Origin of the sequence: Pseudomonas sp. TMW22090, from assembly GCF_022496665.1 — a bacterium.
Classification (GTDB): Bacteria; Pseudomonadota; Gammaproteobacteria; order Pseudomonadales; family Pseudomonadaceae; genus Aquipseudomonas; species Aquipseudomonas gregormendelii.
The window spans coordinates 802982-827334 of the sequence record NZ_SCFH01000001.1 but is presented as its reverse complement, the minus strand read 5'-3'; the positions used below and the strand labels follow the sequence as shown (position 1 = coordinate 827334).

The 24353-nt window shown below is 56.4% G+C and carries 20 protein-coding genes and 3 pseudogenes; 14 read left to right on the top strand and 9 right to left on the bottom strand.

Going from position 1 to position 24353, the window contains the following annotated elements; translation table 11 throughout:
* Nucleotides 1-5: 5 nt before the first annotated feature.
* The gene (locus EQV97_RS03900; RefSeq protein WP_240888456.1) at nucleotides 6-953 is read left to right on the top strand and encodes a helix-turn-helix domain-containing protein; all 948 of its coding nucleotides are present in this window, start codon (nucleotides 6-8) and stop codon (nucleotides 951-953) included.
* Between the two features lie 10 nt (nucleotides 954-963).
* On the opposite strand, the gene EQV97_RS03895 is transcribed toward EQV97_RS03900, so the two are convergent.
* Entirely contained in the window at nucleotides 964-1374 is a 411-nt protein-coding gene (locus EQV97_RS03895; protein WP_122839874.1) for a helix-turn-helix transcriptional regulator, read from the bottom strand.
* A 262-nt stretch (nucleotides 1375-1636) separates the two neighbouring features.
* On the opposite strand from EQV97_RS03895, the gene EQV97_RS03890 reads away from it, so the two are divergent.
* From EQV97_RS03890 to salA, 4 genes are all read left to right on the top strand, one after another.
* A complete protein-coding gene (locus EQV97_RS03890) occupies nucleotides 1637-2707 on the top strand; it encodes a hypothetical protein (RefSeq protein WP_240888455.1) in 1071 nt (356 codons plus the stop codon).
* 194 nt (nucleotides 2708-2901) lie between these two features.
* Nucleotides 2902-3726 (top strand): alpha/beta hydrolase, encoded by an 825-nt coding sequence (locus tag EQV97_RS03885; RefSeq protein ID WP_240888679.1) that lies wholly within the window; start codon nucleotides 2902-2904, stop codon nucleotides 3724-3726.
* Nucleotides 3727-3918: 192 nt separating this feature from the next.
* Nucleotides 3919-4536, top strand: a complete 618-nt coding sequence (locus tag EQV97_RS03880; protein ID WP_240888454.1) for a thymidylate kinase — start codon at nucleotides 3919-3921, stop codon at nucleotides 4534-4536.
* Between the two features lie 159 nt (nucleotides 4537-4695).
* A complete protein-coding gene (gene salA / locus EQV97_RS03875) occupies nucleotides 4696-5979 on the top strand; it encodes a salicylate 1-monooxygenase (RefSeq protein ID WP_240888453.1) in 1284 nt (427 codons plus the stop codon).
* Between the two features lie 126 nt (nucleotides 5980-6105).
* On the opposite strand, the gene EQV97_RS03870 is transcribed toward salA, so the two are convergent.
* From EQV97_RS03870 to EQV97_RS03860, 3 genes are all read right to left on the bottom strand, one after another.
* Nucleotides 6106-7404: a carbohydrate porin gene (locus EQV97_RS03870; RefSeq protein ID WP_122840405.1), complete on the bottom strand. Its 1299-nt coding sequence runs from the start codon at nucleotides 7402-7404 to the stop codon at nucleotides 6106-6108.
* 103 nt (nucleotides 7405-7507) lie between these two features.
* On the bottom strand, nucleotides 7508-9913 hold the full coding sequence (locus EQV97_RS03865) for a glucose/quinate/shikimate family membrane-bound PQQ-dependent dehydrogenase (protein ID WP_122840406.1): 2406 nt from the start codon (nucleotides 9911-9913) through the stop codon (nucleotides 7508-7510).
* A gap of 319 nt (nucleotides 9914-10232) precedes the next feature.
* On the bottom strand, nucleotides 10233-11147 hold the full coding sequence (locus EQV97_RS03860) for a pyridoxal-phosphate dependent enzyme (protein WP_240888678.1): 915 nt from the start codon (nucleotides 11145-11147) through the stop codon (nucleotides 10233-10235).
* A gap of 240 nt (nucleotides 11148-11387) precedes the next feature.
* Between EQV97_RS03860 and pstS the strand changes: the two genes are divergently transcribed.
* The 6 genes from pstS to EQV97_RS03830 all read left to right on the top strand — a co-directional run bounded on the left by pstS (nucleotide 11388) and on the right by EQV97_RS03830 (nucleotide 16633).
* Nucleotides 11388-12419, top strand: a complete 1032-nt coding sequence (pstS, locus tag EQV97_RS03855; protein WP_122840408.1) for a phosphate ABC transporter substrate-binding protein PstS — start codon at nucleotides 11388-11390, stop codon at nucleotides 12417-12419.
* A gap of 73 nt (nucleotides 12420-12492) precedes the next feature.
* Nucleotides 12493-13458 carry a phosphate ABC transporter permease subunit PstC gene (gene pstC / locus EQV97_RS03850; protein ID WP_122840409.1) on the top strand — a complete coding sequence of 322 codons (966 nt, stop codon included), beginning with the start codon at nucleotides 12493-12495 and terminating at the stop codon, nucleotides 13456-13458.
* Nucleotides 13458-14351 carry a phosphate ABC transporter permease PstA gene (gene pstA / locus EQV97_RS03845; protein ID WP_122840410.1) on the top strand — a complete coding sequence of 298 codons (894 nt, stop codon included), beginning with the start codon at nucleotides 13458-13460 and terminating at the stop codon, nucleotides 14349-14351. The genes pstC and pstA overlap by 1 nt, the downstream gene beginning before the upstream one ends.
* A 76-nt stretch (nucleotides 14352-14427) precedes the next feature.
* Entirely contained in the window at nucleotides 14428-15189 is a 762-nt protein-coding gene (gene pstB, locus EQV97_RS03840) for a phosphate ABC transporter ATP-binding protein PstB (RefSeq protein WP_045058436.1), read from the top strand.
* A gap of 107 nt (nucleotides 15190-15296) precedes the next feature.
* Nucleotides 15297-15995: a hypothetical protein gene (locus EQV97_RS03835; RefSeq protein WP_240888677.1), complete on the top strand. Its 699-nt coding sequence runs from the start codon at nucleotides 15297-15299 to the stop codon at nucleotides 15993-15995.
* Entirely contained in the window at nucleotides 15995-16633 is a 639-nt protein-coding gene (locus EQV97_RS03830) for a hypothetical protein (RefSeq protein WP_240888452.1), read from the top strand. The genes EQV97_RS03835 and EQV97_RS03830 overlap by 1 nt, the downstream gene beginning before the upstream one ends.
* Nucleotides 16634-16798: 165 nt before the next feature.
* On the opposite strand, the gene EQV97_RS03825 is transcribed toward EQV97_RS03830, so the two are convergent.
* Nucleotides 16799-17056: a YgjV family protein gene (locus EQV97_RS03825; RefSeq protein ID WP_240888451.1), complete on the bottom strand. Its 258-nt coding sequence runs from the start codon at nucleotides 17054-17056 to the stop codon at nucleotides 16799-16801.
* 235 nt (nucleotides 17057-17291) lie between these two features.
* Here EQV97_RS03825 and EQV97_RS03820 point away from each other — a divergent pair, with 235 nt between their 5' ends.
* Entirely contained in the window at nucleotides 17292-17735 is a 444-nt protein-coding gene (locus EQV97_RS03820) for a DNA methylase (protein WP_240888450.1), read from the top strand.
* Nucleotides 17736-17891: 156 nt separating this feature from the next.
* On the opposite strand, the pseudogene EQV97_RS03815 reads toward EQV97_RS03820, so the two are convergent.
* Nucleotides 17892-17984 (bottom strand): annotated as a pseudogene (locus tag EQV97_RS03815) (DUF393 domain-containing protein); the annotation flags it as partial.
* A gap of 67 nt (nucleotides 17985-18051) precedes the next feature.
* Entirely contained in the window at nucleotides 18052-19692 is a 1641-nt protein-coding gene (locus EQV97_RS03810; protein WP_240888449.1) for a methyl-accepting chemotaxis protein, read from the bottom strand.
* Nucleotides 19693-20492: 800 nt separating this feature from the next.
* Between EQV97_RS03810 and EQV97_RS03805 the strand changes: the two genes are divergently transcribed.
* A complete protein-coding gene (locus EQV97_RS03805) occupies nucleotides 20493-20873 on the top strand; it encodes an antitoxin Xre-like helix-turn-helix domain-containing protein (protein ID WP_346769714.1) in 381 nt (126 codons plus the stop codon).
* Here EQV97_RS03805 and EQV97_RS03800 read toward each other — a convergent pair.
* Nucleotides 20870-21055 (bottom strand): annotated as a pseudogene (locus EQV97_RS03800) (integrase core domain-containing protein); the annotation flags it as partial. The gene EQV97_RS03805 and the pseudogene EQV97_RS03800 sit on opposite strands and share 4 nt — an antisense overlap.
* Nucleotides 21056-21120: 65 nt before the next feature.
* On the opposite strand from EQV97_RS03800, the gene EQV97_RS03795 reads away from it, so the two are divergent.
* On the top strand, nucleotides 21121-23370 hold the full coding sequence (locus EQV97_RS03795; RefSeq protein WP_240888675.1) for a GGDEF domain-containing phosphodiesterase: 2250 nt from the start codon (nucleotides 21121-21123) through the stop codon (nucleotides 23368-23370).
* A 488-nt stretch (nucleotides 23371-23858) separates the two neighbouring features.
* On the opposite strand, the pseudogene EQV97_RS03790 reads toward EQV97_RS03795, so the two are convergent.
* Nucleotides 23859-24236: pseudogene (locus tag EQV97_RS03790) on the bottom strand (HAD-IA family hydrolase); the annotation flags it as partial.
* Nucleotides 24237-24353 lie beyond the last annotated feature (117 nt).

Sequence of the window (24353 nt, the reverse complement as noted above, 5' to 3'; positions counted from 1 at the left end):
CGGCGGTGCAATTGATCTGCTCGGAATTCGACGAGTTCGAAGAGGCGTTGTACGGGGTGCAAGGTCGCTACGTGCTGCGCACTCGGCAACAACGCGACTGGCAGCTCAACGTGGTCGATTTGAACGGCGTGGCACTGATGAGCGGACGCGAAGGCGCGGGTACGGTGTACACAGGCATTGGGCTGCCCGGTTACTTCAACATCTTCCTGCCGCTTACGGGGCATGAGACCACCCTGGTCGACGGCCATCCGTTCAATCGCCGACGCATCGGCTGGATGGTGCCCAATGCCATGTTCCACATCAACGCGAAAAGCCCGGCCAGTTGGCTGACGGTGGCGATGTCCTGCGAGTTGGTGCTGCGCTGGGCCTCAGTGCGCGAAGATGAATTCGACTTTTGCGTACTGCATCGCAACCTGGTCAGCAATGCCCAGCGCAATCTCGGGCCGTTGCTGTGGCTGGCGCGGCGTCTGTTCCAGATCGAGGCCCGGTCACCCGAGGTTCTGCACACCGAGGGGGCAGAGGAGGCCGCGCGTCGGGAGGTGATGGATGTAGTGTTTCGTATGCTGCTGCCCGTAGACCCGCTTCACGCCGCACCACGACACCATCGCGATCACAAGGATATCCTCAAGCGTGCGCTGGAGTTACTGGATACGCTGGAGACCCACTCGGTTTACACCGAAGACATCTGTCAGGCGACCTGCGCCTCGGAACGTACTGTGCGCAATGTCTTCAACGAGTACCTGGGCATGAGCCCGCACCGATATCTGATGATTCGCCGCTTGCACGGGATTCGCGACGCCATCCGTCACGCTGGACCCGAGGATACGATCACCAGTATCTGTGCGCGCTTTGGCGTCTGGGATTTTGGCCGGTTCGCCGGTTTGTACCGCCAGTACTTTGGATTGCTGCCGGCGCAATCGCTCAAAACCGCGAAGGCGTTAACCTCTGCATAGACGCCGACGCTCACCCTAGCGTTCGCATCAGCGTTGTGCTGGGGTACTCACCGAACAGCCTGTTGTAGTCGGACGCCATGCGGCCACTGTCGGTAAAGCCAAATCGTAGAGCTATCTGACCAACAGATCCGGTATCCGGACTGGCGATCGACAGCGCTACTCGAACCAGGTGCAGGCGTCGAATGTGCAGGTAGCGATTAGGCCCGACACCGAACATCTCCTTGAAAATCGAGCGCAATGTGCGCTCGCTCACACCCGCATCGCGGCACAGCTGTGACAATCCGATCGGTCGCTCCTCATAACGTTGAAGTAGCTCCATCACCTTGGCGATGTTGCTTTGGCGCGTCAGTTGCTGCCAGCCGCCCCCTGCGGTGGGCGGCGTGGGATTGCAACTCGGGAGCGTGGCCAGGGGCTTTTCCATTTCAACCTGCTATCAAGCTCGGTCAGATTGATAAAGACTCTCGCGATCGCATACGCGGTACTACGTAAAACAGGCAAATAGCGCGATTTTCGGGGTAATCGCAAGATCCTGAATATGACCTGCAAGCTTTCAAATTGCCGGATTTACGTAGTTCGTATCTGATCGATTTGCGCATGCTATGAGCGTATCGGGCTGTTGGCACACGCACTTGATCGTCCGACTCACCGGGATGGGAGTATCAGAAGTGGGCATAAGGCGCTGCATGGCTGTGGTAATCGCCTTGTCTCTATTGACTACCGGCTTGTCCAGAGCGGCGCAGCCGGACTTGTTGTACGGGCAAGTGAAGCTTTTCGCAGAGCTGCCGGAGGGTGTGCGCAATCCCGAGGGGCTGGCGGTGAATCCAGTGAATGGCGAAGTATACGTCGGCACTTTCGACGTACGTGCTCCCGAGACCCAGCGCAATAACCAGCTGCTGCGGTACTCCGCCGACGGCCAACTGCTCGCCCAGCATAGCTTTGGCCAGACGCCTCTCACTGGCGTCGAATTCAAGGATAACCACATTTACATCCTGAATTTTGGTGCTGCGAAATTGCAGCGCATCGTTGCCGATTTCACGACTTCCTCAGCCGTCGAAGATGTTCTGACATTCGTCGCGCTGACGCCCCCAGCGCCACCGTCGCGCCACGTCGATAATCCGGACGGCAGCCAGGATGTGATCACCTTTGGTTCCAAGGGCATGCCCGGTCCAAACGGCATGGTTTTCGATCGTCAGGGCAATTTGTACATCTCCGACTCTTTTCAAGGTGCGATCTATCGAGTCGACAAGGCGACCTCGTGTGCGCCTTGCGCCGTGACAATCATCGCCCGTGATCCGTTGTTCGCCACGACAGCCGCATTGCCATTCGGCGCCAACGGGCTCGCGTTTAATGCCGACGAAACCCTGCTCTACATCAACAATGCCGGCGACGGCCGCGTATTGCGCATGCCGATGCCCGGAGGGCCAGCGAGCGTCCTCGCTGAAAGTGTTTTCGGGGCGGACGGCTTGCTGTTTCACGACGGCTTTTTATGGGTGGCGTCCAATCAGTCTGATGCGATGGTCGCCCTCGACCAGCAGGGCCGGGTGAGGGCGCGTGTCGGGCAATTTCTTGGCATCGGCGCAGACGGTGCGCCCAAGGGATTGCTGTTTCCATCCGGCGGTGCAGTCCAGGGCAAACGGATGATCGTGGCCAACTTGGCTTTTCCGTTGACGGCTTCCCGTGGGGATGAGTGGGAAGAGGAGGTCACGCGGTGGAATCTGGTGAGTTTCGAGATTCCGCAGTTCGATACGCAGTGAGTTTTCAGCCATGGCAACGGTTCGAGGGAATCATGACACAACAAAAGATCGACATCGATGAAGCACGGCGCGCGCTCCTGTTAGGCGGCGCAGTGCTGGCGATCGGAGCCTGGATGCCGGGCTTGAGCCTGGCGGCCTCGCAATCCGCTACACCTGCGTCCACCCGGAAAACCTCCAAAGGAGTGCGTAAAACCATGAGTATTTTCACCACTCAAGAAGGCGTAGATATCTATTACAAGGATTGGGGCACAGGCCCGGTTGTGGTCTTCAGCCATGGCTGGCCGCTCGACGCGGACAGTTGGGAATCGCAGATGTTTCACCTTGCCTCCAACGGCTGTCGCTGCATCGCCCACGACCGGCGTGGTCATGGCCGCTCCAGCCAACCCTGGGACGGCAATGACATGGACCACTATGCGGATGACCTTGCGCAGTTGCTCGACCACCTGGATGTGAAGGACGCGACCCTGTTCGGTTTCTCCACGGGCGGAGGCGAGGTGGCAAGGTACATCGGTCGTCATGGCACCAAGCGCGTGAAGAAGGCCGGGCTCATTTCCGCCGTGCCGCCCCTGATGATCAAAACCGAAGCCAATCCCGGCGGTTTGCCAATCAAAGTATTCGATGACATTCGCGAAGCCTTCCTGGCCAACAGATCGCAGTTGTTCATCGATATCCCGAGCGGACCATTCTTTGGCTACAACCGCCCTGGTGCGAAGCCATCGCAAGGCGTCATCGATGCGTGGTGGATGCAAGGCATGTTGGGTGGCCACAAAAATACGTACGACAGCATCAAGGCATTTTCGGAAACCGATTTCACCCAGGATCTGAAGAAGTTCGATGTGCCAACACTGATCATCCATGGAGATGACGATCAAATCGTACCCATCGATGCAGCTGGCCGCGCATCGGCCAAACTGATCAAGAACAGCAAATTAATCGTCTACGAAGGCGCGCCTCATGGCATTACGGACACCCACAAAGAGCGCCTGAATGCCGACCTCCTGGCATTTGTGAAATCCTGAGAAGCACATATCTGGCGCCGTATAGTTGGTATGACACCTTTCGGCCTGCTGCATACAGCAGGCCGGAAACTACGTTAGAGTGTTGATCAATGTCTACTCTCAAGCACTCTCCATTCGATTCGCGTAGTCGCGCCAAGCGGTTGCAGCGAACGAACCGGGCCAAAAAATCGTATATCAATCGTTGTTTGAAGAATGAATCGTCCGCTGTTTGTTTCTCTGGATGGCCCCAAGGGAGCCGGAAAAACCACATTGTTGGAGGCCGTTACGAAAGTACTGAGGGCAGACAACAAAATGGTGATCCGGCTTTGCGAAAAAAAAAGCGATCCCTACAGGGGGGAAACAATGGCCCTCGTGAACAAACTCGTCAGGCACCCCTCCCGGGATCTGGAATTGGAAGTTTGTGAGCGCCTGGCTGATAGCCGTAACTGGATTTCCCGGCATGTGCTGGCTAAACAGCCGCCAGGCAGCATCGTCCTGATCGATCGCTGGTACCCGTCTGATGCCGCGTTTCGCCGGATAGTCCCGTTTGCAGAAATTCTCCAGTTGAACATTGATCGAAACGTGCAAGTGCCAGACCTGCACGTCGGGGTTGTCACCGCCCCTGAAATTTCATGGGCGAGGGCCGCAGCCCGGCGGCGTGGGCTGAGCAGTACCGTGATCCACAAGCTGGAAGAACAGGTTGCTTGTACCCAGGCGTTCGAGCGAGCGGTTGCAGATCACGGCTGGGTGTTATGCCGTAACGAAGGAACGATCGAAGACGCAACGATGCAGGTGGTTTCCGCGATCCATCAAGTCCTTCAATGCCCGTAGGCGAAGGTTATCGGGCTGGTTTGTGTTCATGAGAGTGTGAGACCTGCTCAATATTCACACTCGTGATGGCATGTATGTGATTTACGGTATTTATCAATAGCGCTCAGATGGCGATGATTTGGTAACTCCAATAACAATCAGCCTCATGGGTAACTTGCTATGCGTACTTCTGAATCCAAACTGCACATCGGTATTGTTGGCGGCGGTATTGCCGGCGTGGCTCTGGCCCTTGACCTGTGCCGTCATTCCCACCTGAGTGTGCAGCTGTTTGAAGCGGCTCCAGCCTTTGGCGAGGTCGGAGCAGGTGTCTCCTTCGGCGCCAATGCCGTTCGAGCCATCGCGGGCCTGGGTATTGCCGAACCCTACCGCAAGATTGCCGACCAGACTCAGGATCCGTGGCAGGACATCTGGTTCGAATGGCGTCGCGGTGAAGATGCCGGTTATCTGGGCGCAAGCCTGGCCGAAGGGGTAGGGCAGTCATCGGTACACCGTGCTGACTTTCTCGATGCCCTGGCCAGCCAGTTGCCCGGAGGGATCGCCCAGTTCGGTAAACGTGCAGTCAGCGTAGAGCAGGATGGCGAACAGGCTCGCGTGGTGTTCACCGATGGCACTGAGCATCGCTGCGATCTACTGATCGCTGCCGACGGTATCAAGTCTTCAATTCGTGATCATGTGCTTAACGGTCTTGGCCAACCCCTGGTGGCGCCGCGTTTCAGTGGTACCTGCGCCTACCGCGGAATGATCGACAGCGAACAACTGCGTGCCGCGTACCGGGCCCGGGGTGTCAATGAACACTTGATCGATGTCCCGCAGATGTACTTGGGGCTTGATGCCCATATCCTCACTTTCCCCGTCAAACAAGGCCGGCTTATCAACGTTGTGGCCTTCATTTCCGATCGCAGTCGCCCTGATCCAACCTGGCCAAGCGATGCGCCATGGGTGCGCAATGCCAGCCAGGAAGAAATGCTGTCCGCCTTCGATCATTGGGGTGACGCTGCAAAGGTGCTGCTCGAATGCATTCCGGCACCCACTCTTTGGGCGCTGCATGAGCTCGATGAATTGCCGGGCTACGTTCACGGCCGCGTGGGGCTGATAGGCGATGCTGCGCACGCCATGTTGCCCCACCAGGGCGCTGGTGCAGGTCAGGGGCTGGAAGACGCCTGGCTGCTGGCCCGATTGCTAGCTGATCCGCAGGTACTGGAGAGTCAGCCACAAGCAGTGCTCGCGGCTTACGACGCAATTCGTCGTCCACGTGCCTGCCGAGTGCAGCGCACCTCCTGGGAAGCCGGGGAGCTTTATGAAATGCGTGATCCAGCTGTGGCCGATGACGAACAACTGCTGGGCAAAAACCTCGCCGAGCGTTTTGACTGGCTGTGGAATCACGATATGCAGTCCGACCTTCAAGAGGCGCGTGCCCAGTTAGGTTGGCGAGCATCTGCTTAACGACGCCATGTTCTCGCGACGGTCGCTTGCAGCGGTTTGTGCCAGATACCACGCAGCCTGCTCCAGGACGATATCCAGGCGGGCAGGCTGGTGGAGGTGTTTGCGGCACATTGCTGCGTGACCCGTTCAGAGCGCAGCTTTCACCTGCAAACCGAACACCAGCGCATTGTCGATGTCCTGCCCGGAAAACGCGCCTGGCTCGATGATGTATTGCACATTCGGTCGCAGCGTCAACCAGGGAGTGGCCTGATAGCCGTAGCCAAGCTCGATCAATTGTTCGGCACTGTCCAGATTTGGAAACGATGCGCCATTGGCGAGCGCGGCGTCCTGCTGCACATCCCGGCTGCGAGGATTGGGCACCGCCCGGCCATAGCCCAGGGCGACGGTGTCCCGCGGGCGGCCTTCGAACGGTTTGTACAGCACCACGCCGGTGCCGTACCACTTGCTGAACGGTGAAGCCGCTTCGCTGGCCGCCGAGTATTGGCCGAAGGCGTGCAGACTGCGGCCCTCGGACGATTGCGAACGCCACACGGCCTGATCAACCAGCAGGTAATGACCGCCGCGGCCGGACACTTGTTTATCGCTGCCGATGCGTTTCACATCGGAACTGTCGTAGTAGTAGCCAACCTTGTACTCGCCGGGCAACTCACCCGCATGCTTGTACACCAGTTCGATCGGCACCACGGTGCCGGTCGTATGTTTCGGGCCCGGATGCCAGGCACGGCTGGAATTACCGTTGCTCTCAGGATCGACATTGAAGGCCGCCACGCGCAGCTGCCATGACGACGACAGGTCGTACTTCACGCGCATGCCCAAGTGGGCGTTGGGGTAGTTGGTCCAGCCACTACCGCCAGACATGTTCAGTGGATGGCCGCAGAAACCGGCGTTCATGAAGTTGCAGAGAATGCCACTGTCCAGGCCACCGAGGTCGTTGCCCATGGCCATGTAACCCAGCTTCACGTTGAGCGCCGGGGTGAACAGGCTGCGTTCGTAACTCAGTTCAGTCAGGCGAGTGTAGAGACCACCGTAGTTTTCCTGGATGGGCAGGCGGTTGCCGACCAGATCCTCGGAGGCGCTATTGCCGCGGCGGTCGTTGATGGTCAGTTGAATCTTGCCGGCGTTATCCACGCCATACAGTTTGCTCAGGTCGAACTGTGCGCCAAGCTTGATGTTCTGCGAGTAACGGGCCGAACGGTGCAGGCCGCCATCGGCGTTGTAGGCGGTTTCGCCGCTGTAATCGCCGGTGAATTTGATGCCGTCCTGATCCATTTGTTGGCGCAGACCACCCCAATCACCGGTCAGGGTATTGCGGGTCAGAAGGTTCGAATCGCTATCGGCGAAGGCGGGCAGGGTGGCGCTGCAGGTCAGGCCCAGCAGCAAGCCGTTGAGCCAGCCTGCATGGGAAAAGCGAACAGCCAAAAACATGGGAGACTTCCTGGTGCAATCTTGAATGATTGTGCAAAGCGGCGCGGCACCCGCAGGTGCCGCGCACAGAGGGATTGCCCGCCAGCGAGGCGGGCACAGCGGCTTACGGCAATGCGTAAGCCATCACGTAGTCGCCGCGATCGGTCGACTGGCGCGCACCACCGGCGGTGATGACGATGTACTGCTTGCCGGTCTTAGGTGAAACGTAGGTCATCGGGCCGCCCTGACTGCCGACTGGCAGGCGGGCTTTCCACACCTCTTCACCGTTGCCGCTGTTGAAGGCGCGCAGGTAGAAGTCCTGAGTGCCGGCAATGAAGATCAAGCCACCTTGAGTCGACAGGGTGCCGCCCAGGGTTGGCAGGCCGATCTTGATCGGCAGGTGCATGCGAATACCCAGGGGACCGGTGTCTTCTACGGTGCCGACCGGAACCTGCCAGGCGACTTTCTGCGTCTTCATGTCGATGGCGGTCAGGGTGCCGAACGGCGGAGCCTGACAAGGAATACCGGCAACCGACAGGAAGCGGTTTTTGTTCACGGCATACGGCGTGCCCTTGAGCGGCACGGCGCCCATGCCAGTGTTCAACGATTCGCCACCGGAAGCGGCTTGAGCCTTGTTCTGCGACGGGATCATCTGAATCCACAGGCCCAGGCGCATGTCGTTGACGAAGATGAAGCCGTGCACAGGGTCGGTGGAAATGCTGCCCCAATTCATGCCACCCAGCGAACCTGGGAAACTCAGCGATTTGTCGGTACCTGGCGCGGTGTACAGCCCGTCATAACGCATCGATTTGAAATCGATTCGGCACAACAGCTGGTCGTACGGCGTTGCACCCCACATGTCGGATTCGGTCAGGTGCTGGGCACCAATCTGCGGCATGCCGACCGATTTCGGCTGGGTTGGCGAGTAGGGTTCATCAGGGATGTTTGCCGCCTTGACCGGTACTTCTTTAACGTCGGTCAGCGGCTTGCCGGTGGCGCGATCAAGCACGTAGATCTGCCCGGCCTTGGTGCCGATGACCAGCGCCGGTACGGTTTTGCCGTCCTTGGTGAAGTCGATCAGGCTCGGCTGCATCGGCAGGTCGAAATCCCAGAGGTCGTTGTGAACGGTCTGGTAGACCCAGCGTTCTTCACCGCTGGTGGCGTCCAGCGCCAGGATCGAGGCGCCGTAGGTGTGGTCGAGCTTGCTGCGCTCCACGCCATAGATATCGGTGGAGGAACTGCCCATCGGCAGGAATACGGTATTGGTTGCCGCGTCGTAAGACATTGGCGCCCAGCTGTTCGGGGTGCTGCGCACATAGGTGCTGCCGTCTGCCGGTGCCTTTTTATCCTGCGGATTGCCCGGGTCGAAGGCCCAACGCATGGCGCCGGTCATGACGTCGAAACCACGGATCACGCCACCGGGCATGTCGGTTTGCACGTTGTCGGCCACGCGACCGCCAACCACCACGGTGGTGCCGGCCATCAACGGGGCTGAGGACAACTGGTAGTAGCTGTCCGGCACATCACCCAGGCCTGCCTTCAGATCGACCTGACCGTTGTTCCCGAAACCCTGGCAGAACTCACCGGTGTCGGCATCGACCGCGATCAGGCGGGCATCAATGGTGTTGGTCAACAAACGGCGCTGGCAATTGGCTGCCGGGGCAGGTGTGGCTTCGATAATGCTCGAGTTGCCTGGTTGAGCGATTGCTTTGGTGGCATCGAAATACGCCATGCCACGGCAACGCTGCCAGACTTTTGACTGCGCGTTGATCGGGTTTTTCCAGAGTTCCTTGCCGGTATCGGCGTCCAGCGCGATCAGGTTGTTGTGCGGGGTGCAGATGAACACCTTGTTGCCTATCTGCAGCGGGGTGAGCTGGTCTTCAGCGCCGTTGCCATCACTTTGGGCGACGTCACCGGTGTGATAAGTCCACGCCACTTTCAGCTTGTCGACGTTGGTGCGATTGATTTGATCCAGTGCGGCGAAGCGGCTGCCACCTTCGGTATTGCCGTAGTGGGCCCAGTCCTTTTGCGCTTTATCCGGCTCTACCGGCGTCAGTCCCGGGCCTGTGCCGGTCGCGGCCACTGTCGGATGTGCAACGAACATATTACCGGCGGCCACCGCCAGTCCGACTGCCAGTACAGCAGCGATGCCATAAGCGCCACGGCCCGGAACGCCACCGTTTGCCCGCTTGAGCAGCGGATACACCAAGGTCACGGCCAAACCGATCGCGCTGAACATGAACAGGCGCGAAAACACCGGCCAGAACACCAGGCCCGCGTCGCTGATGGCCCAGAGGGCGGTACCCACCAAAAACGCAGCAAACAGCCAGGCACCTGCCGGTTTGTAACGAGCGATCAGCAGACCGGAAGTGGCCATCACCAGCCCACCCACCAGGAAGTACCAGGAACCTCCAAGGCTGACCAATTTCACGCCGCCTGCAGCCAATGCCAAGCCGAGCAGGGCGATGATCACGCCCAGCCCGACCAGGATGAATTTTGATATGCCCGAGAGGCGTTGACTCTGCTTCACGTTGAGTATCCCGCTGAAATGATGTGAGCATTATATGGATAGGTAACTATCTAGTTAAACCATAATTTCAGGGAAAGCGCATTTCGTTGTCCTGCCGCGCCTGAACGAAGGCGGGCGCGAAGCAGAGATTTTGCAAAGATTGTTGAACCGCCCGCGAAAGTCTCTTTTTTGTCAGGTCAGAGAAGAATATCGACAGGTTTGGACCAGTGCGCACTGTTGGAAATTTAAGACTCCGCCCTTAACCAGCGAAAATTAACCGACGTATGGCTGGTGGCACGTCCGCCTGTTCAGTGCGTGCACTGGCTTTGCACCACTTCCTTCATGGCTGCGCAGTCCATTGTCGAATTTGTGCCAGTGTTGCCGTCGCACCCCCGCAAACAACCATAAGAACCTTGCTGTACGGCTTCAGGGAGTGGTGATTGTAGGCTAGAGATAGCGCAGCGCCGCAGGCAGGCTCGACGAGTACGCGATGATCAAACAGAAATCGTTCGCAGGCATCCAGGGCTGCCTGGTCGGTCACTACCACGCTGTCGATTTGATGAGTGCTGGTGTATTGGAATGCCTGATCGCAAATTCGCTTTGCTCCCAACGATGTCGCAATCGATTCAATGCGCTCTAACTCAACCGGTTTACCAGCAACCACTGCAGCATGGAACGAGGCGGCTCCTTCAGTTTCAACGGCGATGACCGGAACGTCATGCCAGCCGTTTCGCTGCAAGCCTTCAACAATGCCGCACAGCAGGCCGCCACCACCGACTGAAAGGACTACCACATCAGGTTTCTGGCCTGCTTGCGCCACTTCATCAATCAGAGAGGCATGTCCAGACCATAGCAGCGGATCATTGAAGGGATGAATGAATGCTTTTTCGGGTGACATCAGCGTCAACGCCAGCTCATTCGCTTCTTGCCACGAGTCTCCGTGGACGATGACCTCCGCTCCTTCCAGGTTCAGCAATTCCTTCGCGCGCTCACTCGTCGTTTTGGGAACCACCACTGTTACGGGTATACCTAGCTGGCGTCCCGCGTAAGCGACTGCAAGACCAGCGTTACCTCCGGAAGAGGACACAAAATGCGTGGCCCCATGACGGTGGTGCGTTTCGCAAGCGTGGCCGACGCCACGGAGCTTGAAGGATCCGCATGGCTGTAACGCATCCATCTTGAGCCAAACGGAACGCTCTGCAACAGCGCTGAGTGGTCGGGATTCGATGAGGGGAGTATTGATATGCAGAGGCATGGTCACAATTAACTCGTGTCGAGAAGGGCTTGGTAAAGTTTTAGTCGTGATTTGTCACGATTCAATTACATCAACTTGTGATTCGGAATGGCCGGATAAGGAATGTGGACGCCTGCGCCACGTGACAGCTGCCTGGAAAGACAATTGAGGTGACCGACATTTTTATGCCATCCGGATTCATAAAACCGTAACAAAATTGTTGCACAGTTTGGGAGCCCGTAATCACAACGAGTTCCCTCGATGAAAAGTTTGATGAAATCTGCTGCGCTCGCCATCTCGGTTTCTCTTTGCGCCACCTCAGTGTCCTTCGCTGCGGAAAGTGTCCGCTTGACAGGTTCCGGCGCCAGTTTTCCGGCTCCGATTTACCTCACCTGGTTTAAGGATTTCAGCAAAAAAACCGCTGGCGTAACAGTAGATTACCAATCCAAGGGCAGCGGTGCAGGTGTACAGGACTTCCTGAACAAAACCGTTGATTTCGCGGCCAGTGACTCTGCAATGAAGGACGAGGACATCGCCAAGGTAGCCGAGGGCGCGCAGTTGCTGCCGATGACAGCAGGCGAAATCGTGCTGGCTTACAACCTGCCGGGCAGCCCCAAAGGTCTGAAGCTTCCACGGGACGTTTACTCCAACATCTTCCTGGGCAAGATCACTCGCTGGAACGATCCGGCGCTCGTCACAGCCAATCCCGAGCTGAAACTGCCCGACATGCCAATCACGGTTGTCGTGCGTGCGGACTCCAGCGGTACGACTGCAGTGTTCACCAAGCACATGGCAGCAATCAATCCAGAGTTCAACAAGACATTGGGTGAAGGCAACACCGTGAACTGGCCAGCCAGTGACAAATTCATCAAATCGCCGAAGAACGATGGTGTGACCGCCACCGTACGCCAGACCCCAGGGGCGATTGGCTACATCGAATACGGCTTCGCCAAGCTGGCCAAGGTTGACTTCGCCCAGTTGCAGAACAAGGCCGGCCACTATGTTGTGCCGAACGCAGAAAGCGGTGCTGAGGCCCTCGCAGCGGTGAAGATGCCGGAAACCCTGGTGGCCTGGTTGCCGGATCCGGACGGTGCCAAGTCCTACCCGATCACTTCCTACACCTGGATGATCTTCCGCAAGGATAACGGTAACCCGGCCAAGGCCAAGGCCATGCGCGAGATGGTCGAATACAGCCTGACCGAGGGGCAGAAAATTGCCGATTCGATGGGCTACATCCCGTTGCCGCAGTCGGTTGTCGATCAGGTTCGCAAAGCGTCCGCCAACATCCAGTAACGCTCTTGAGGCCTCTCCCGGTGTGCGCGTTCAGCATGCCGGGGGCGTTTTCCCCCTGTTCCGGAATTAGCCAATGAACACACCTTTTGTCGTACCGGTTAACCCGGGTTCCGCCTGTCAGCCGCCCTCTACGAAGGATTTCCTGGTTGATCGCACCTTCCGTGCGCTTGCGCGAATAGGGGTGGTTCTGATTCTGGCGTTGGTCTTCGCCTTGGTGTTCGAGGTGGGACGCAAGGCCCTTCCAGGCATGGAGAAACACGGTTTTGACGTCATCTTCGGCAGCGTCTGGGACGTCAACCAAGGCAAGTACGGCATTCTGCCGGCCATTTGGGGCACGCTCTACAGCGCCCTGATCGCGTTGCTGATCGCAGGCGTTTTCGGCGTCAGCATGGCGATTTTCCTCACCCAGGATTTCCTGCCGGCGAAATTGGCAGCCGTGTTTCGCACAATCGTCGAGTTACTCGCGGCCATCCCCAGCGTCGTTTATGGCTTGTGGGGGATTTACGTGGTGATACCGGCGATCCGCCCTCTGACGACGTGGTTGAACAGCGAACTGGGCTGGATTCCTTTTTTCGGCACGTCCTTGAGTGGGCCGGGGCTTCTGCCTGCGGCTTTGGTACTGGCCATCATGATTCTGCCGACCATCGCTGCCGTTTCGCAGGACGCCCTCACCGGCGTACCGATGAAAACCAAACAGGCCGCCTACGGCATGGGGACCACCCATTGGGAAGCAATTCTTAAAGTGATGGTGCCCTCGGCGGCGACCGGTATTTTCGGCTCCCTGGTCCTTGGCCTGGGTCGTGCGCTGGGTGAAACCATGGCGCTGGCCATGCTGGTGGGCAACGCGAACAACATTTCGCTTTCTCTGTTTGCTCCGGCTAATACCCTGGCAGCCTTGTTGGCGCTGAACTTCCCCGAAGCCGGGCCCAACGAGATTGAGGTGTTGATGTATGCCGCTCTGGTGCTGATGTTCATCACGCTGCTGGTGAACGTCCTCGGTTCCATGATCATGCTCTACGCCCAGCGGGGTAACAAATAATGACTGACCTCACGTCCGCTATAACCGCAGTCCCCAGCCTGCAGCGCAAGTTCGAAGGCCGCGCCCTGCGCAGCCTGGTGTTGACCACGTTGGTCTGGACCGGCGCGTTGCTGGCCAGCGTGCCGCTGATTTCCGTGCTCTATATGCTGATCATGCGGGGCGGGGCACGCCTGAGCCTGGAAGTATTCACCGAACTGCCGCCAACCGGTTTCGAGACGGGCGGTGGCTTCGGCAACGCGATGGCAGGCACCTTCGTGATGGTCGGTATCGCGGCCGCCATCGCGGTTCCGGTCGGCATCATGGCCGCTATCTTCCTGGCTGAACTCGGGCCCGACAGCAAGCTGGCAAATGCCGCGCGCTTTGCCGCCAAGATGCTCACGGGGCTGCCTTCCATCCTGGCCGGGGTGTTTGCCTACGCCCTGGTGGTGATGACCACCGGCACTTACTCGGCGCCTGCAGGTGGGGTGGCACTGGCGGTACTGATGCTGCCCATTGTCGTGCTGACGGCTGAAGAGTCGATGAGGATGGTGCCCAAGATCATGAAGGATGCCGCCTACGGCATGGGCTGCACCCGCTCGCAAGTGATCTGGAAAATAATCTTGCCGACCGGCATGCCGGCAATCCTCACAGGCGTGATGCTGGCCGTGGCACGCGCCGCGGGCGAAACCGCGCCGTTGTTGTTTACCGCGCTGTTCAGCAACTACTGGATCTACCACGACGGCAGCCTGGCGGTGATGAATCCGACGGCATCGCTTGCCGTGCTGATTTACAACTTCTCCGGCATGCCCTTCGACAACCAGCTGGAGCTCGCATGGGCAGCCTCGCTGGTGCTGGTGATGATCGTGCTGGTCGTGAATATTTTGAGCCGCATTTTCGGCAAGCCCAAGTACTGAGAACGGGAGCATCTGAATTTTGAACGTATCAACTGCGCAAATAGCCGCTCCGTTTGTTACCCAGACACCGGTGGTCATGGACTGCAAGCTCGACAAGATTTTCTACGGCAATTTCATGGCGGTGCGTGACAGCCATGTGCCAATTGAAAAAAACAAGATCACCGGCTTCATCGGTCCTTCCGGCTGCGGTAAAAGCACCGTGCTGCGTAGCCTCAACCGGATGAACGACCTGGTGAAAGGGTTCCGCTTCGAGGGCCATGTGCATTTTCTCGGGCAGGACGTTTATGGCAAGGGCGTTGATCCAGTCGTCGTGCGCCGCTATATCGGCATGGTGTTTCAGCAGCCGAATCCGTTCTCCATGAGCATCTTCGACAATGTTGCCTTCGGCCTGCGCCTGAATCGCTATAAAGGTGACCTGGGCGACCGTGTCAAGCATGCGCTGCAGGGCGCCGCATTGTGGGATGAGGTCAAGGACAAGCTCAAGGTCAGCGGCCTGTCACTCTCTGGCGGTCAGCAGCAACGGCTGTGCATCGCCCGCGCCATTGCCACCGAGCCGGAAGTGCTGTTGCTGGATGAGCCCTGTTCAGCGCTTGATCCGATCGCCACTCGCCGTGTTGAAGAGTTGATGGTCGAGTTGAAGAAGGATTACACCATCGCCCTGGTGACCCACAACATGCAGCAGGCCATACGCGTGGCTGATACGACTGCCTTTTTCTCGGTGGATATTTCCCAGGGAACGCGCACCGGCTATCTGGTTGAAATGGGCCCGACCACCCAGATTTTCGGCAGCCCGCGCGAACAAATGACTGAAGATTACATCAGCGGCAAATTCAGCTAGGCAGCACACATCCGCTCAAGGCCGCCTGCCTCTCCAGCGCAGAGAGAGCGCCTTTGGCTGGGATCGGGTCGTTTTACTTTCTTATCTACCGTTTCGCAGGATCGCCAATGTCTGCAATGCGTCGTCTTGATTTACCCGCGATTGAACGCGCACTACGTAAGGTGCAGGGCCGTTTTTCCGAGCTCAGCCGGCACTTTACCGAGCAGCGTGATCCCTTGACCGACGAGGTTTTGCAGAATGTGCTCGAAGGCTATGCGCTGATCGATGACTATGTCGCACGCGGCGTGGACCTGTTCGACCTGCAGCAACTGAACCTGATGCTGGAGATCAATGCCACCGTTTTGTGCGGCCGAAACCCGGCGCGCCGGCATGAATACGCTCAGCACCTTGCGGCGACCGAGGAACACTTCTTCAACAACGTTGAGGGGGGGATAAAGGATTTGTACAACTGGTATTGCGCCTATCGCAGTGAGTCCGTGTGGAAGCGCGCGGCCGGTGTGTATGTCCGAATCCTCAGCAAGCCGCAATTGTTCATTGAAGGTAACAACCGCAGCGGGTCGCTTATCGTCAGCTATTTGCTCATGCGTGCAGGTTTGCCGCCGTTCGTGCTGACACTGGAAAACGCCGAGGGCTACTTCAACCCGTCATCGGTCATACGCAACTCTGCCAAGCATGGAGTCAAGGCGTTGTACGAATTGCCCAAGATCAAGAAAAAGTATGCAGCCTTTCTGGAAGAACAGGCGCCTGATTCAATGAAATTTTTTCTTGAAGACAAGCCCATGCCTCTCTACCAGGAGGGTCATTGATGAGCTGGAATCCACTGCTCGCTACTGAATTCCGAGCTTCCGGCAGCCGGGTATGGCAAGCCATCCGGTGTGCCATCCCGTTGCAGTTGTTCAGGCGTCAGCGCATACGAATTTCGTTCGATATCGATGACACCCTGGCCTGCCAACTTCACCATTGCGCGGTCGAGGCCAGCCGGCTGCCTGCCTGCGTTCATCGTTGGCTGGGTGAACCGTTGCGTATCGGAACACGCTCCCTGACCCGGGAATTACGTCGCCAGGGCTGCAGTATATGGGTCTACACCTCGTCCGGTCGTACTCCGTCCTACATCAGGCGTTGGCTATTGCTGTACGGCATCCGCGTCGACGGCGTGGTCAACAGTGTGCTGCATAATCGCGCTCTGACAGCGCATGGCCTATCGAACGCCCCCTCGAAATTTCCGCCGGCATTCGATATCGACTTGCATGTTGATGATTCCGAGGGCGTGCGGATTGAAGGGCATGATCACGGTTTTCGCGTTGTTGTCGTGCATCCGCAGGATGAGAGCTGGGCGCAGAAAGTCCTGGATGCTGTCGCTGTAGTCCAAGCGCAGCTCGCTAGGCAGCAACCGCTCAGGCATAAGGAACCAGCGCAACAACCCTCGCAAGTTTATTCCTCCTGACGTCATCTCTGGGCATGAAGAGGGCCGGCTGGCCACCTTTTAAAGACAGGGTCATTGAGACTTTTCGGCTCGCACCTTGCAACTGCGCGTGACGGCTTACCTGCCATGATCGTGCGCGTTGTTGCTGAGTGCGCACACCAAAGCAAGCGATACTGCTGGCTACCGTCAGTCCTGACTCTGCTCTTTTTCCAAGCCCTTCGAATTTTTCCTGAGCCCCCGAAGGTTCATGAGGAAAAGACAAATTTGCAAGAGGATTAATGCATACGCCCCTGCATAGACTCCCCAAATGACCCACAGCACGTTGCTCAAACTGAAGCATACAAAGCCGGTCATTCGTCGTCCTGACCGCTGAGATCCAATTAACCAGGCAGCGAGAACGGTGACAGCCATCGCTGGCCATTGAACCCAATCCAGATAAGCCAAGATTTCCTCCCGACACGTTTCGATGCGCTGAATCGCTAAGCACTGCGTCATTTAATCGGGGCTTTGATGGTTAGTTACGGCTTCCGATTTCCCCAGTATGTACACACCTGTCGCTTATTTCATTAGGTGCCACGTGGTGCTAAGGGTTCCTTCATACAAGCTGCTCCTGTGGATTGTTCACGGTTATGCGGGGTCTACATTCCGGACCGAGACGGTGGCTTGAAGGAATTAATCAGTGAGCAAAAACATCAGCGCGCATGATTTGAGAATCGAACTTCAGGGCGGGAACGAAGCCGGGCTATTCAAATGGCTGCTCGCCAGTTTCCTGATGGGCAAAAGAATTCAAGGGGCAATCGCCGCCAAGGCTTACCAGGTCATCATCGAGCAACATCAGCTGGATACGCCGCAAAAGCTGGCGCACTGCACTCACCGTCAACTGGTCGTGATGTTAGGTCAGGCTCATTACGTGCGCTACGACGAAACCACAGCATCCCGGTTGCTCGCGTTGGCCAGCAAGCTCAACGATGAATACGAAGGCAAGGTGAGCAACATAGCCAAAGCGAGCGCTGATCTTCAGGCTTTCGAAAAACGCTTGTCTGAATTTGAAGGTATTGGGCCGAAGACTATCGAGATTTTTATGAGGGAAGCATCAGCGGTGCTGTTTCGATCACCTTCCTGATCCCTACGCCGGTCATCCATATCATTGACGGCTTAAGCGTCCTCAGCAGAAAGCTTCGGGCTGTTCGTGACACTGTTAACGCTGTACAGCTTAATAACGCTGTACAACTCCTTGCGAGCCCTGCACCGGATCCCGGTCGGGAACCGGCAGCTTTGCGGCGTGTCGATTCAGCATCTTGATTTCGCGCGCAAACAGCGGACATTGACCGTCGAAGTATAGAGTCAGTGGCCAATCTTTTTTATTGTACATCTATAGCTGCGTTGTATAGGTCGTGCACCAGCTATGCTGAAAGAAAAGGGCTGACGATGGGCCTGGCCTAAGACACGCTGAAAAACGCAACCTTCTGGGTAAGACGATCAGCCAGCAGCGCTAACTCCTGGCTGGCCGTTGCAACTTCACGAGAGCCAGTTGCCGATTGCACCGTTGAGCTATGGATGCGCGTGATATTTTGCGCAACGTCTTCGGCCACGACGCTTTGCTGGACAGAAGCACTGGCGATTTGAGCATTCATGTGGTTTATGGCCCCGACTTGTTGGCTGATTTTAGCTAACGCCGTCTGTGCATTGCGCGTTTGCGCAACAGTGTGGCTTACCAGTTCGCAGCTATTACGCATGGTTTGTGCAGCAGTTTCAGTACCGCTCTGCAGGGTGCCTATCATGTCGCGAATTTCCCGCGTCGACTCCTGAGTTCGATTAGCTAGAGAGCGTACTTCATCGGCCACAACTGCAAACCCTCTGCCATGCTCACCTGCTCGAGCGGCTTCTATGGCAGCGTTAAGTGCCAACAGGTTAGTTTGCGTCGCAATTGAATTGATTACCTCGATCACTATTTCAATCTCTTCGCTGCGCTTGGACACCTGCTCTACGGTATTGGTGGTTTCAACCAGTGTGTCCGCCAATTGTTCAATAGCGAGAGTGGTGTCAGCAACGACGCGATTTCCGCTTACAACTTCAGCATCGGCTAGACGCGTCGCGTCCGCTGCTTGAGAGGCATAGCCTGAGACCTCATTGACCGTTGCCGCCATTTGCGTAATTGCAGTTGCCACCTGCTCCGCTTCGTGGGTCTGCAGGCTGATTTGATTGTTATTGGCGGACGATGTGGTCAACAGTTGCCGAGATGAATTGTTGACCTCTTGGGCCGCAATACGTACTTCACTAATGGTATCAGCCAAACGGCTAAGGGCAGTTTTTAAAACGCCCATCACGCTGTTCGGATAATCGGTAACGATCACTTGTTGCAAATCGCCTGCGGCCAAACGCTGGATTGCCTGTGCAACCTGAGTGGGCTCAGCACCAAGCGTTGACTTGACGAAGCGAATAATAGAGATCGCCAGAATGATGCTCAGCAGCAGCGCAATACCGGTGGCCATGAGCATCAATCCTCTGAACTCACTAGCAGTGGCTTGCACAGAAGTGAGTTGACTCTTGATCGAGGCTTCTTCGTAGTCAATCAGTGCGTTCACGCGTTTCAACCACTCGCTGTATTCTCCTGAGGTCTGACGCAGCAGCAAAGCCTGTGCACCAGAAATATCTCCGGCGCGGCGTAGGGCGATTACCGATTTTGTGGAAGCGAGCGTTTGCGTTTCAATGTCTTTTATGGCCCTTAACAGCTGTTGTTCCTGAAATGTTACTCCAGCGATTGCGAATAGCTGATCCATTGGTATTGCAGAATCGGAGTAGGCCTGTTCCAGATTGGTAACTTCGTTTAGATGGACGGTTAAGTCTTGATCACTATCCACTAATACTGCGTCCCGAATGGCAATAGCTCGGTTGTGCACGCTCCCCCGAAAGTTAATAGCGTAGCGTTGAATTTTCGCCGCATTTTCGCTCACGTGTTCCAGGGTGGAGTCGATAAAGCCTACGCGTTGAATACCCACGGCGGTGATAAGGATAAGCAACGATACAATTACAGCGAAGCCAAGGCCTATGCGCGAGGCGAGTGAGATTGAGTTTTTCATGGGCGGAGCTCTTAGATAGACCCTGTACGGGCAAGGCTTGGTGCTTCCATTTTGCTATCCGTGTCAGGGGCAACAGATGTACCTCTACCGCCCATTTGAAAGTTACGACAGCCTGGCGAGGTACTAGCGCAGCAGATGATGCTAGCCGACTGATGTCAGAGTGACATACATTGCTGAGAACCTATACAAGAATTTCATTTTGTATAGGTATTCGCGCATTTCGCTGAGTGGAGGCCTGCAGCCTGTCGCAAGCTGGTGTCGAGCTGGATCAGTACCGGCTGAGAGGATGAGATCGAGGAGTACGAACGGGACATAACATGATGTGTGTTCGCGACGCCCGTCAGCGCTTACCAACGCCTGAGGCTGTGGGAGGGCAGGTCGCAAGCAGATGTGCCGGGGTAAGGCGGACCCCGAACCTCTTTTACCATGCTTCCAATCGACTCATGTCCGCTCGTGCTTCTCATCGGAAATTGACTGCGGTCGCTTGCGATGGTGGCCTATAGCCGCTATTAGTGAGGAGGTGCTTGGAGAGGATGTGAAGATGATTTCGAGATTTGTTGTTGTCCCTGCAATCCCGACGGAAACGGGATCAACGCGTAACGGAGCGCGCTTTTACTGCCAGACCGCACCAATAGGCTTCAACCTCTATGACAATGAGGAAAAGCTGCGTCTGAAGACAACCTATCAGACCCGGGAAGAAGCCGAGAGTGAGTGTCTGTGCGTTAACATGGAGCGGCTTCAGAACGTCCTTTCAGAACGGCAATCCGTGACTGTCCCGGCACACCAACGGCTGGAAACACTTGGTCAACCTTAGTGCCCCCTCGCGCGGCACAACCCTCAATGACCTCTTGCGCCGAGGCCTTCCGTACGAGTATTTCAATCGGATAGCGAGGACTTTTCAGGTCGAGCCAAAGGTCATTTCTCAGGCCATCGGCGCACCCCCTGCATCCCAGGCACGTAGGGCAACAACAGGAGGCTTCAGCACCGTTGAAAGCGATCGCTTGGTCCCATTGATTGCTGTCTTTGAACAAGCATTGTTCCTGTTGGAGGATGACGTCACCGCTGCAACGGAATGGATGAGCGCGCCGCCTCGATGGCTCGGTTCACACCGCCCACTTGAGATGTTGAGCACAAGGGTGTTGGACTTGCCCCTACCAAACCGAACACCAATTCCCCGTTAAATTGATGCTGCCGCCAAGCGCTTGAACTCCCTCGGTGAACGGTATTTCAAGGCGTTATGAGGATGCTGTTCGTTGTAATGCTCGAAGGCAATTGCCAGGTTACGCAGCGCCGTTTCTCGATCCGACTTAGGCATGTGTGACACGTAGCCACGCTTGATTGCCTTTACGAAGCTCTCGGCCACAGTTGGCGAGAGCAGCCAACTTGAACTCCACCAGCCTCGGTAATGGCTCGAACGTAGGCAATCAAATGCAAGATAACTTCAACACCCAAAGCTCAGACGAGATGAATCTGTTGGTGCAGGCTGCTGCCTACTCAGCAGACTGCACCAGGGGACTGCTTGTGGGTGGAGTGCCAGGGAAGTGGTCGATTATCGCCAGTTACGGCGTGCAAGAAGACCTGATCGTCGAGGCCCCTACTGAAAGCTTTCTACGTGAGGTTGTTTCCCAAAAAGCTTTGATCGCAATCAGTGAAGCCGCAGGACAGGTCATGCCTATCTTGTTTCACCGGCTTATGGATTTCCGAGAAGGCTTTCTGATTGGCCTAGCCGTCCGTAGGGCGGACAACAGTTTGTTGGGCGTTTTGCTGGTCAGCAGTGTTGAGCCGCAACAGCGCTTGAGTGCCGCGCAAACATACGCCTTACAAACTCATGGCGCCCTTTTTAGTAAGCTGATCGAGTCAAAGGGAACCGTACCTGTCCCGGCTATTGATCCGTTGATCGAGCGCTTAAGGCTACTTGAGTCTGTGGTGGTCAATGCGAAAGACGCAATCCTGATCACTGAGGCCGAGCCCATAGATCAGCCCGGCCCGAGGATTGTATACTGTAATCCCGCGTTCATCACCGCTACGGGTTTTAGCTCTTCAGACGTGATCGGGCTAACCCCTCGAATTCTCCACTCGGAAGATACGAGCAGAGCGACTCTCGATTCAATTCGTGCCGCATTGTTGAAGTGGGAGCCCATTGAGGTTGAGCTTATCAACGCGCGCAAAGACGGCAGCAAATTTTGGGTGCAACTGAGCATCGTTCCTGTCGCCGACGAGCGCGGGTGGTTCACCCATTGGGTTTCCGTTCAGAGGGATATCAGCGAACGCAAGGAAGCCGAGTTGCTGGCACTTCAGGCTCAGGCTGATAGAGACGCGAAGGTCGCGTTGGAGACGCGGCTGTTAGAGAGGGAGCGCATTGAAGAGGAGCTTTCATATGCAGCCTTTCACGACGATCTGACCTCGTTGCACAACCGGGCTTATCTTATGTCCAGGTTGCTGAGTCTGTTCACTGCGAGCAAGCCTCACTATGTACCTGCGGCCACGGTACTTTTTCTAGATCTTGACCGATTTAAATTTGTCAACGATAGCCTTGGCCACAGCGCAGGTGATCATCTCCTGAAAATCGTCGCGCGGCGCCTTGAAAGCTGTATCCGCGAAGACGATATCTTTGCCCGCATTGGCGGCGACGAATTTGCAATTCTACTGGCTGGGGATGAAACGGCTCCTCTAGCCATCGAGCTTGCTCAACGCATCGTTAGCCAGCTAAGCCAGCCAGTTACGATTGATGGCCAAGATATTTTCACGTCCTGCAGCTTGGGCATTGTGACAACTGACGCCTCACACGAAACACCTGAAGATTTGCTTAGAGACGCTGATGTAGCGATGTACGCCGCGAAGAAGAAAGGGCGTGGCCGCTGGACGATATTTGATGCCTCAATGCGAAAGGCTGCTATTGATGCACTCCTCATGCAGAACGCGCTGAAGCAAGCCATTGCGCGCGAAGAGTTTTCAGTTGTTTACCAGCCGATTTATAACGTCAAGACCGGTGAAATAAGTGGCGTCGAAGCTTTGGTCAGATGGCTACATCCAGAGCTTGGGCATGTGCCCCCAGACGACTTCATCCCGGTAGCGGAAGATATCGGTGTCATTCATGAGTTGGGCCATTGGGTCATGCAACAAGCTTGCACAGAACTAATGCGCTGGAAGCACGAATTTCCTTCTCTACTACTGCATTTGAATGTGAACGTATCAGGCACTGAGCTCATTCGTCCTGGTTATGTAGCTCAAGTCAGCAATGTGCTGTCGACCACGGGAGTTTGCGCACACGAGCTTCAGATTGAAATTACGGAATCTGTTTTTCTTCACGAACCTGAGATGACCGCAAGCGTGCTGGAGGGGGTTCGGGCGCTAGGTATTCGCGTGGCGCTTGACGACTTCGGTACGGGCTACAGTTCCCTAGGATATATTGACCGCTACCCCCTCGATGCCATCAAAATCGACCGTTCCTTCGTTTCTAGAATGATGTCCTTCGATCGAAGTGATGCCATCATCAGAAGTATACTTTCCCTTGGCAGGACGTTGAATTTGGCTATCACAGCGGAGGGCATTGAGACGCTCGCTCAGCTCCAACGATTGAAAGAAATGGATTGCCCATTCGTGCAAGGGTATCTGCTCAGCCCTCCAGTCCGTGCGGAAGAATTATCTACATTGCTGCAGTCCTGGTCAGCGAGCTGAGGGATAGTAAATTGTCGTGAGCCTGTCGTAGTTGCTTATGATAACGATGCGTCCCAAACGTTTTTATGGCCATTTCGAAATTCCATATGATTCTGATGCCAACGGGCTGGGGACTAACGAAGGCCCGGCTTGTCAGTGTTGATTGAAAATTGACCAACTCTGCGTTTCGTGCTTGGTATTGCTCAGTCAGCAAAGTTTGGAAACCTGGATGCGTGGAGGGGCCTTGATCGCGATTGGCATTCTGCTTTTCGCCTGTACAAAAGTCGCGTTACCCGCGTCAGCAGAGCCAGGCTAGTGTTGTAAGCGCATTCCGCTGTCGGTGGAGTAGGTCATCTCAGCGACAGCGGAACGCAATTGTAATCAGGTGCATCCACTGCTTCGGCTCGTCGGTTGTCAGCAGCTGCAACAACTCGTCGCGCAGGCGGCAACTTTTCCGCCTTCGCCGAGCGGGAGAGCGCCCCAATTCAAGCCGCGTGCCCCCTCATGGCTCACGGACGGGAAGCCACCTCGTCAAGGTGCTGCAGCAGTGCAAGAGGATCCTCGTAGACTCGGAGTGCACCTGCGCGTTCAAGCTCTCCTGTGTCGTAACCTCCGCAAAGCAGCCCTATACCCGTAGCCTTACAGCGTCGTGCGGCAAGCATGTCCCAGATGGCGTCGCCGATCACCAAGCATTCTTCGATGGGGACATCGAGTTTGCTTGCACCGGCGAGGAACAGGTCTGGATCGGGCTTGCCATACTTGACGTCATCACGGGTGATGAGATTGACCTGCGCGATATCGAGGCCAAGTGCCTTGAGATTAATTGCTGCCGTATCCATCCCTCCGCTTGTAGCAATGCACCACTGGAAATGAAGTAACGACCGCAGGTGTCACTGGAAGCATTCGTCACCTCCGATCTTTCAAGGGCGCTTGTCCAGAGAATTCACGAAGGACGACTACCTCATTTTTCGGGTAAGACGTGCGTTCGAGACTGTCTACGATGT

Coding starts and splice junctions, on each gene's coding strand:
- pstS (WP_122840408.1), top strand. CDS start 11,388: ATGAAAAGTTTGATGAAATCTGCTGCGCTCGCCATCTCGGTTTCTCTT.
- EQV97_RS03795 (WP_240888675.1), top strand. CDS start 21,121: ATGCAAGATAACTTCAACACCCAAAGCTCAGACGAGATGAATCTGTTG.
- EQV97_RS03830 (WP_240888452.1), top strand. CDS start 15,995: ATGAGCTGGAATCCACTGCTCGCTACTGAATTCCGAGCTTCCGGCAGC.
- EQV97_RS03885 (WP_240888679.1), top strand. CDS start 2,902: ATGAGTATTTTCACCACTCAAGAAGGCGTAGATATCTATTACAAGGAT.
- EQV97_RS03870 (WP_122840405.1), bottom strand. CDS start 7,404: ATGTTTTTGGCTGTTCGCTTTTCCCATGCAGGCTGGCTCAACGGCTTG.
- EQV97_RS03890 (WP_240888455.1), top strand. CDS start 1,637: ATGGCTGTGGTAATCGCCTTGTCTCTATTGACTACCGGCTTGTCCAGA.
- EQV97_RS03860 (WP_240888678.1), bottom strand. CDS start 11,147: ATGCCTCTGCATATCAATACTCCCCTCATCGAATCCCGACCACTCAGC.
- pstB (WP_045058436.1), top strand. CDS start 14,428: ATGGACTGCAAGCTCGACAAGATTTTCTACGGCAATTTCATGGCGGTG.
- salA (WP_240888453.1), top strand. CDS start 4,696: ATGCGTACTTCTGAATCCAAACTGCACATCGGTATTGTTGGCGGCGGT.
- pstC (WP_122840409.1), top strand. CDS start 12,493: ATGAACACACCTTTTGTCGTACCGGTTAACCCGGGTTCCGCCTGTCAG.
- EQV97_RS03895 (WP_122839874.1), bottom strand. CDS start 1,374: ATGGAAAAGCCCCTGGCCACGCTCCCGAGTTGCAATCCCACGCCGCCC.
- pstA (WP_122840410.1), top strand. CDS start 13,458: ATGACTGACCTCACGTCCGCTATAACCGCAGTCCCCAGCCTGCAGCGC.
- EQV97_RS03810 (WP_240888449.1), bottom strand. CDS start 19,692: ATGAAAAACTCAATCTCACTCGCCTCGCGCATAGGCCTTGGCTTCGCT.
- EQV97_RS03880 (WP_240888454.1), top strand. CDS start 3,919: ATGAATCGTCCGCTGTTTGTTTCTCTGGATGGCCCCAAGGGAGCCGGA.
- EQV97_RS03835 (WP_240888677.1), top strand. CDS start 15,297: ATGTCTGCAATGCGTCGTCTTGATTTACCCGCGATTGAACGCGCACTA.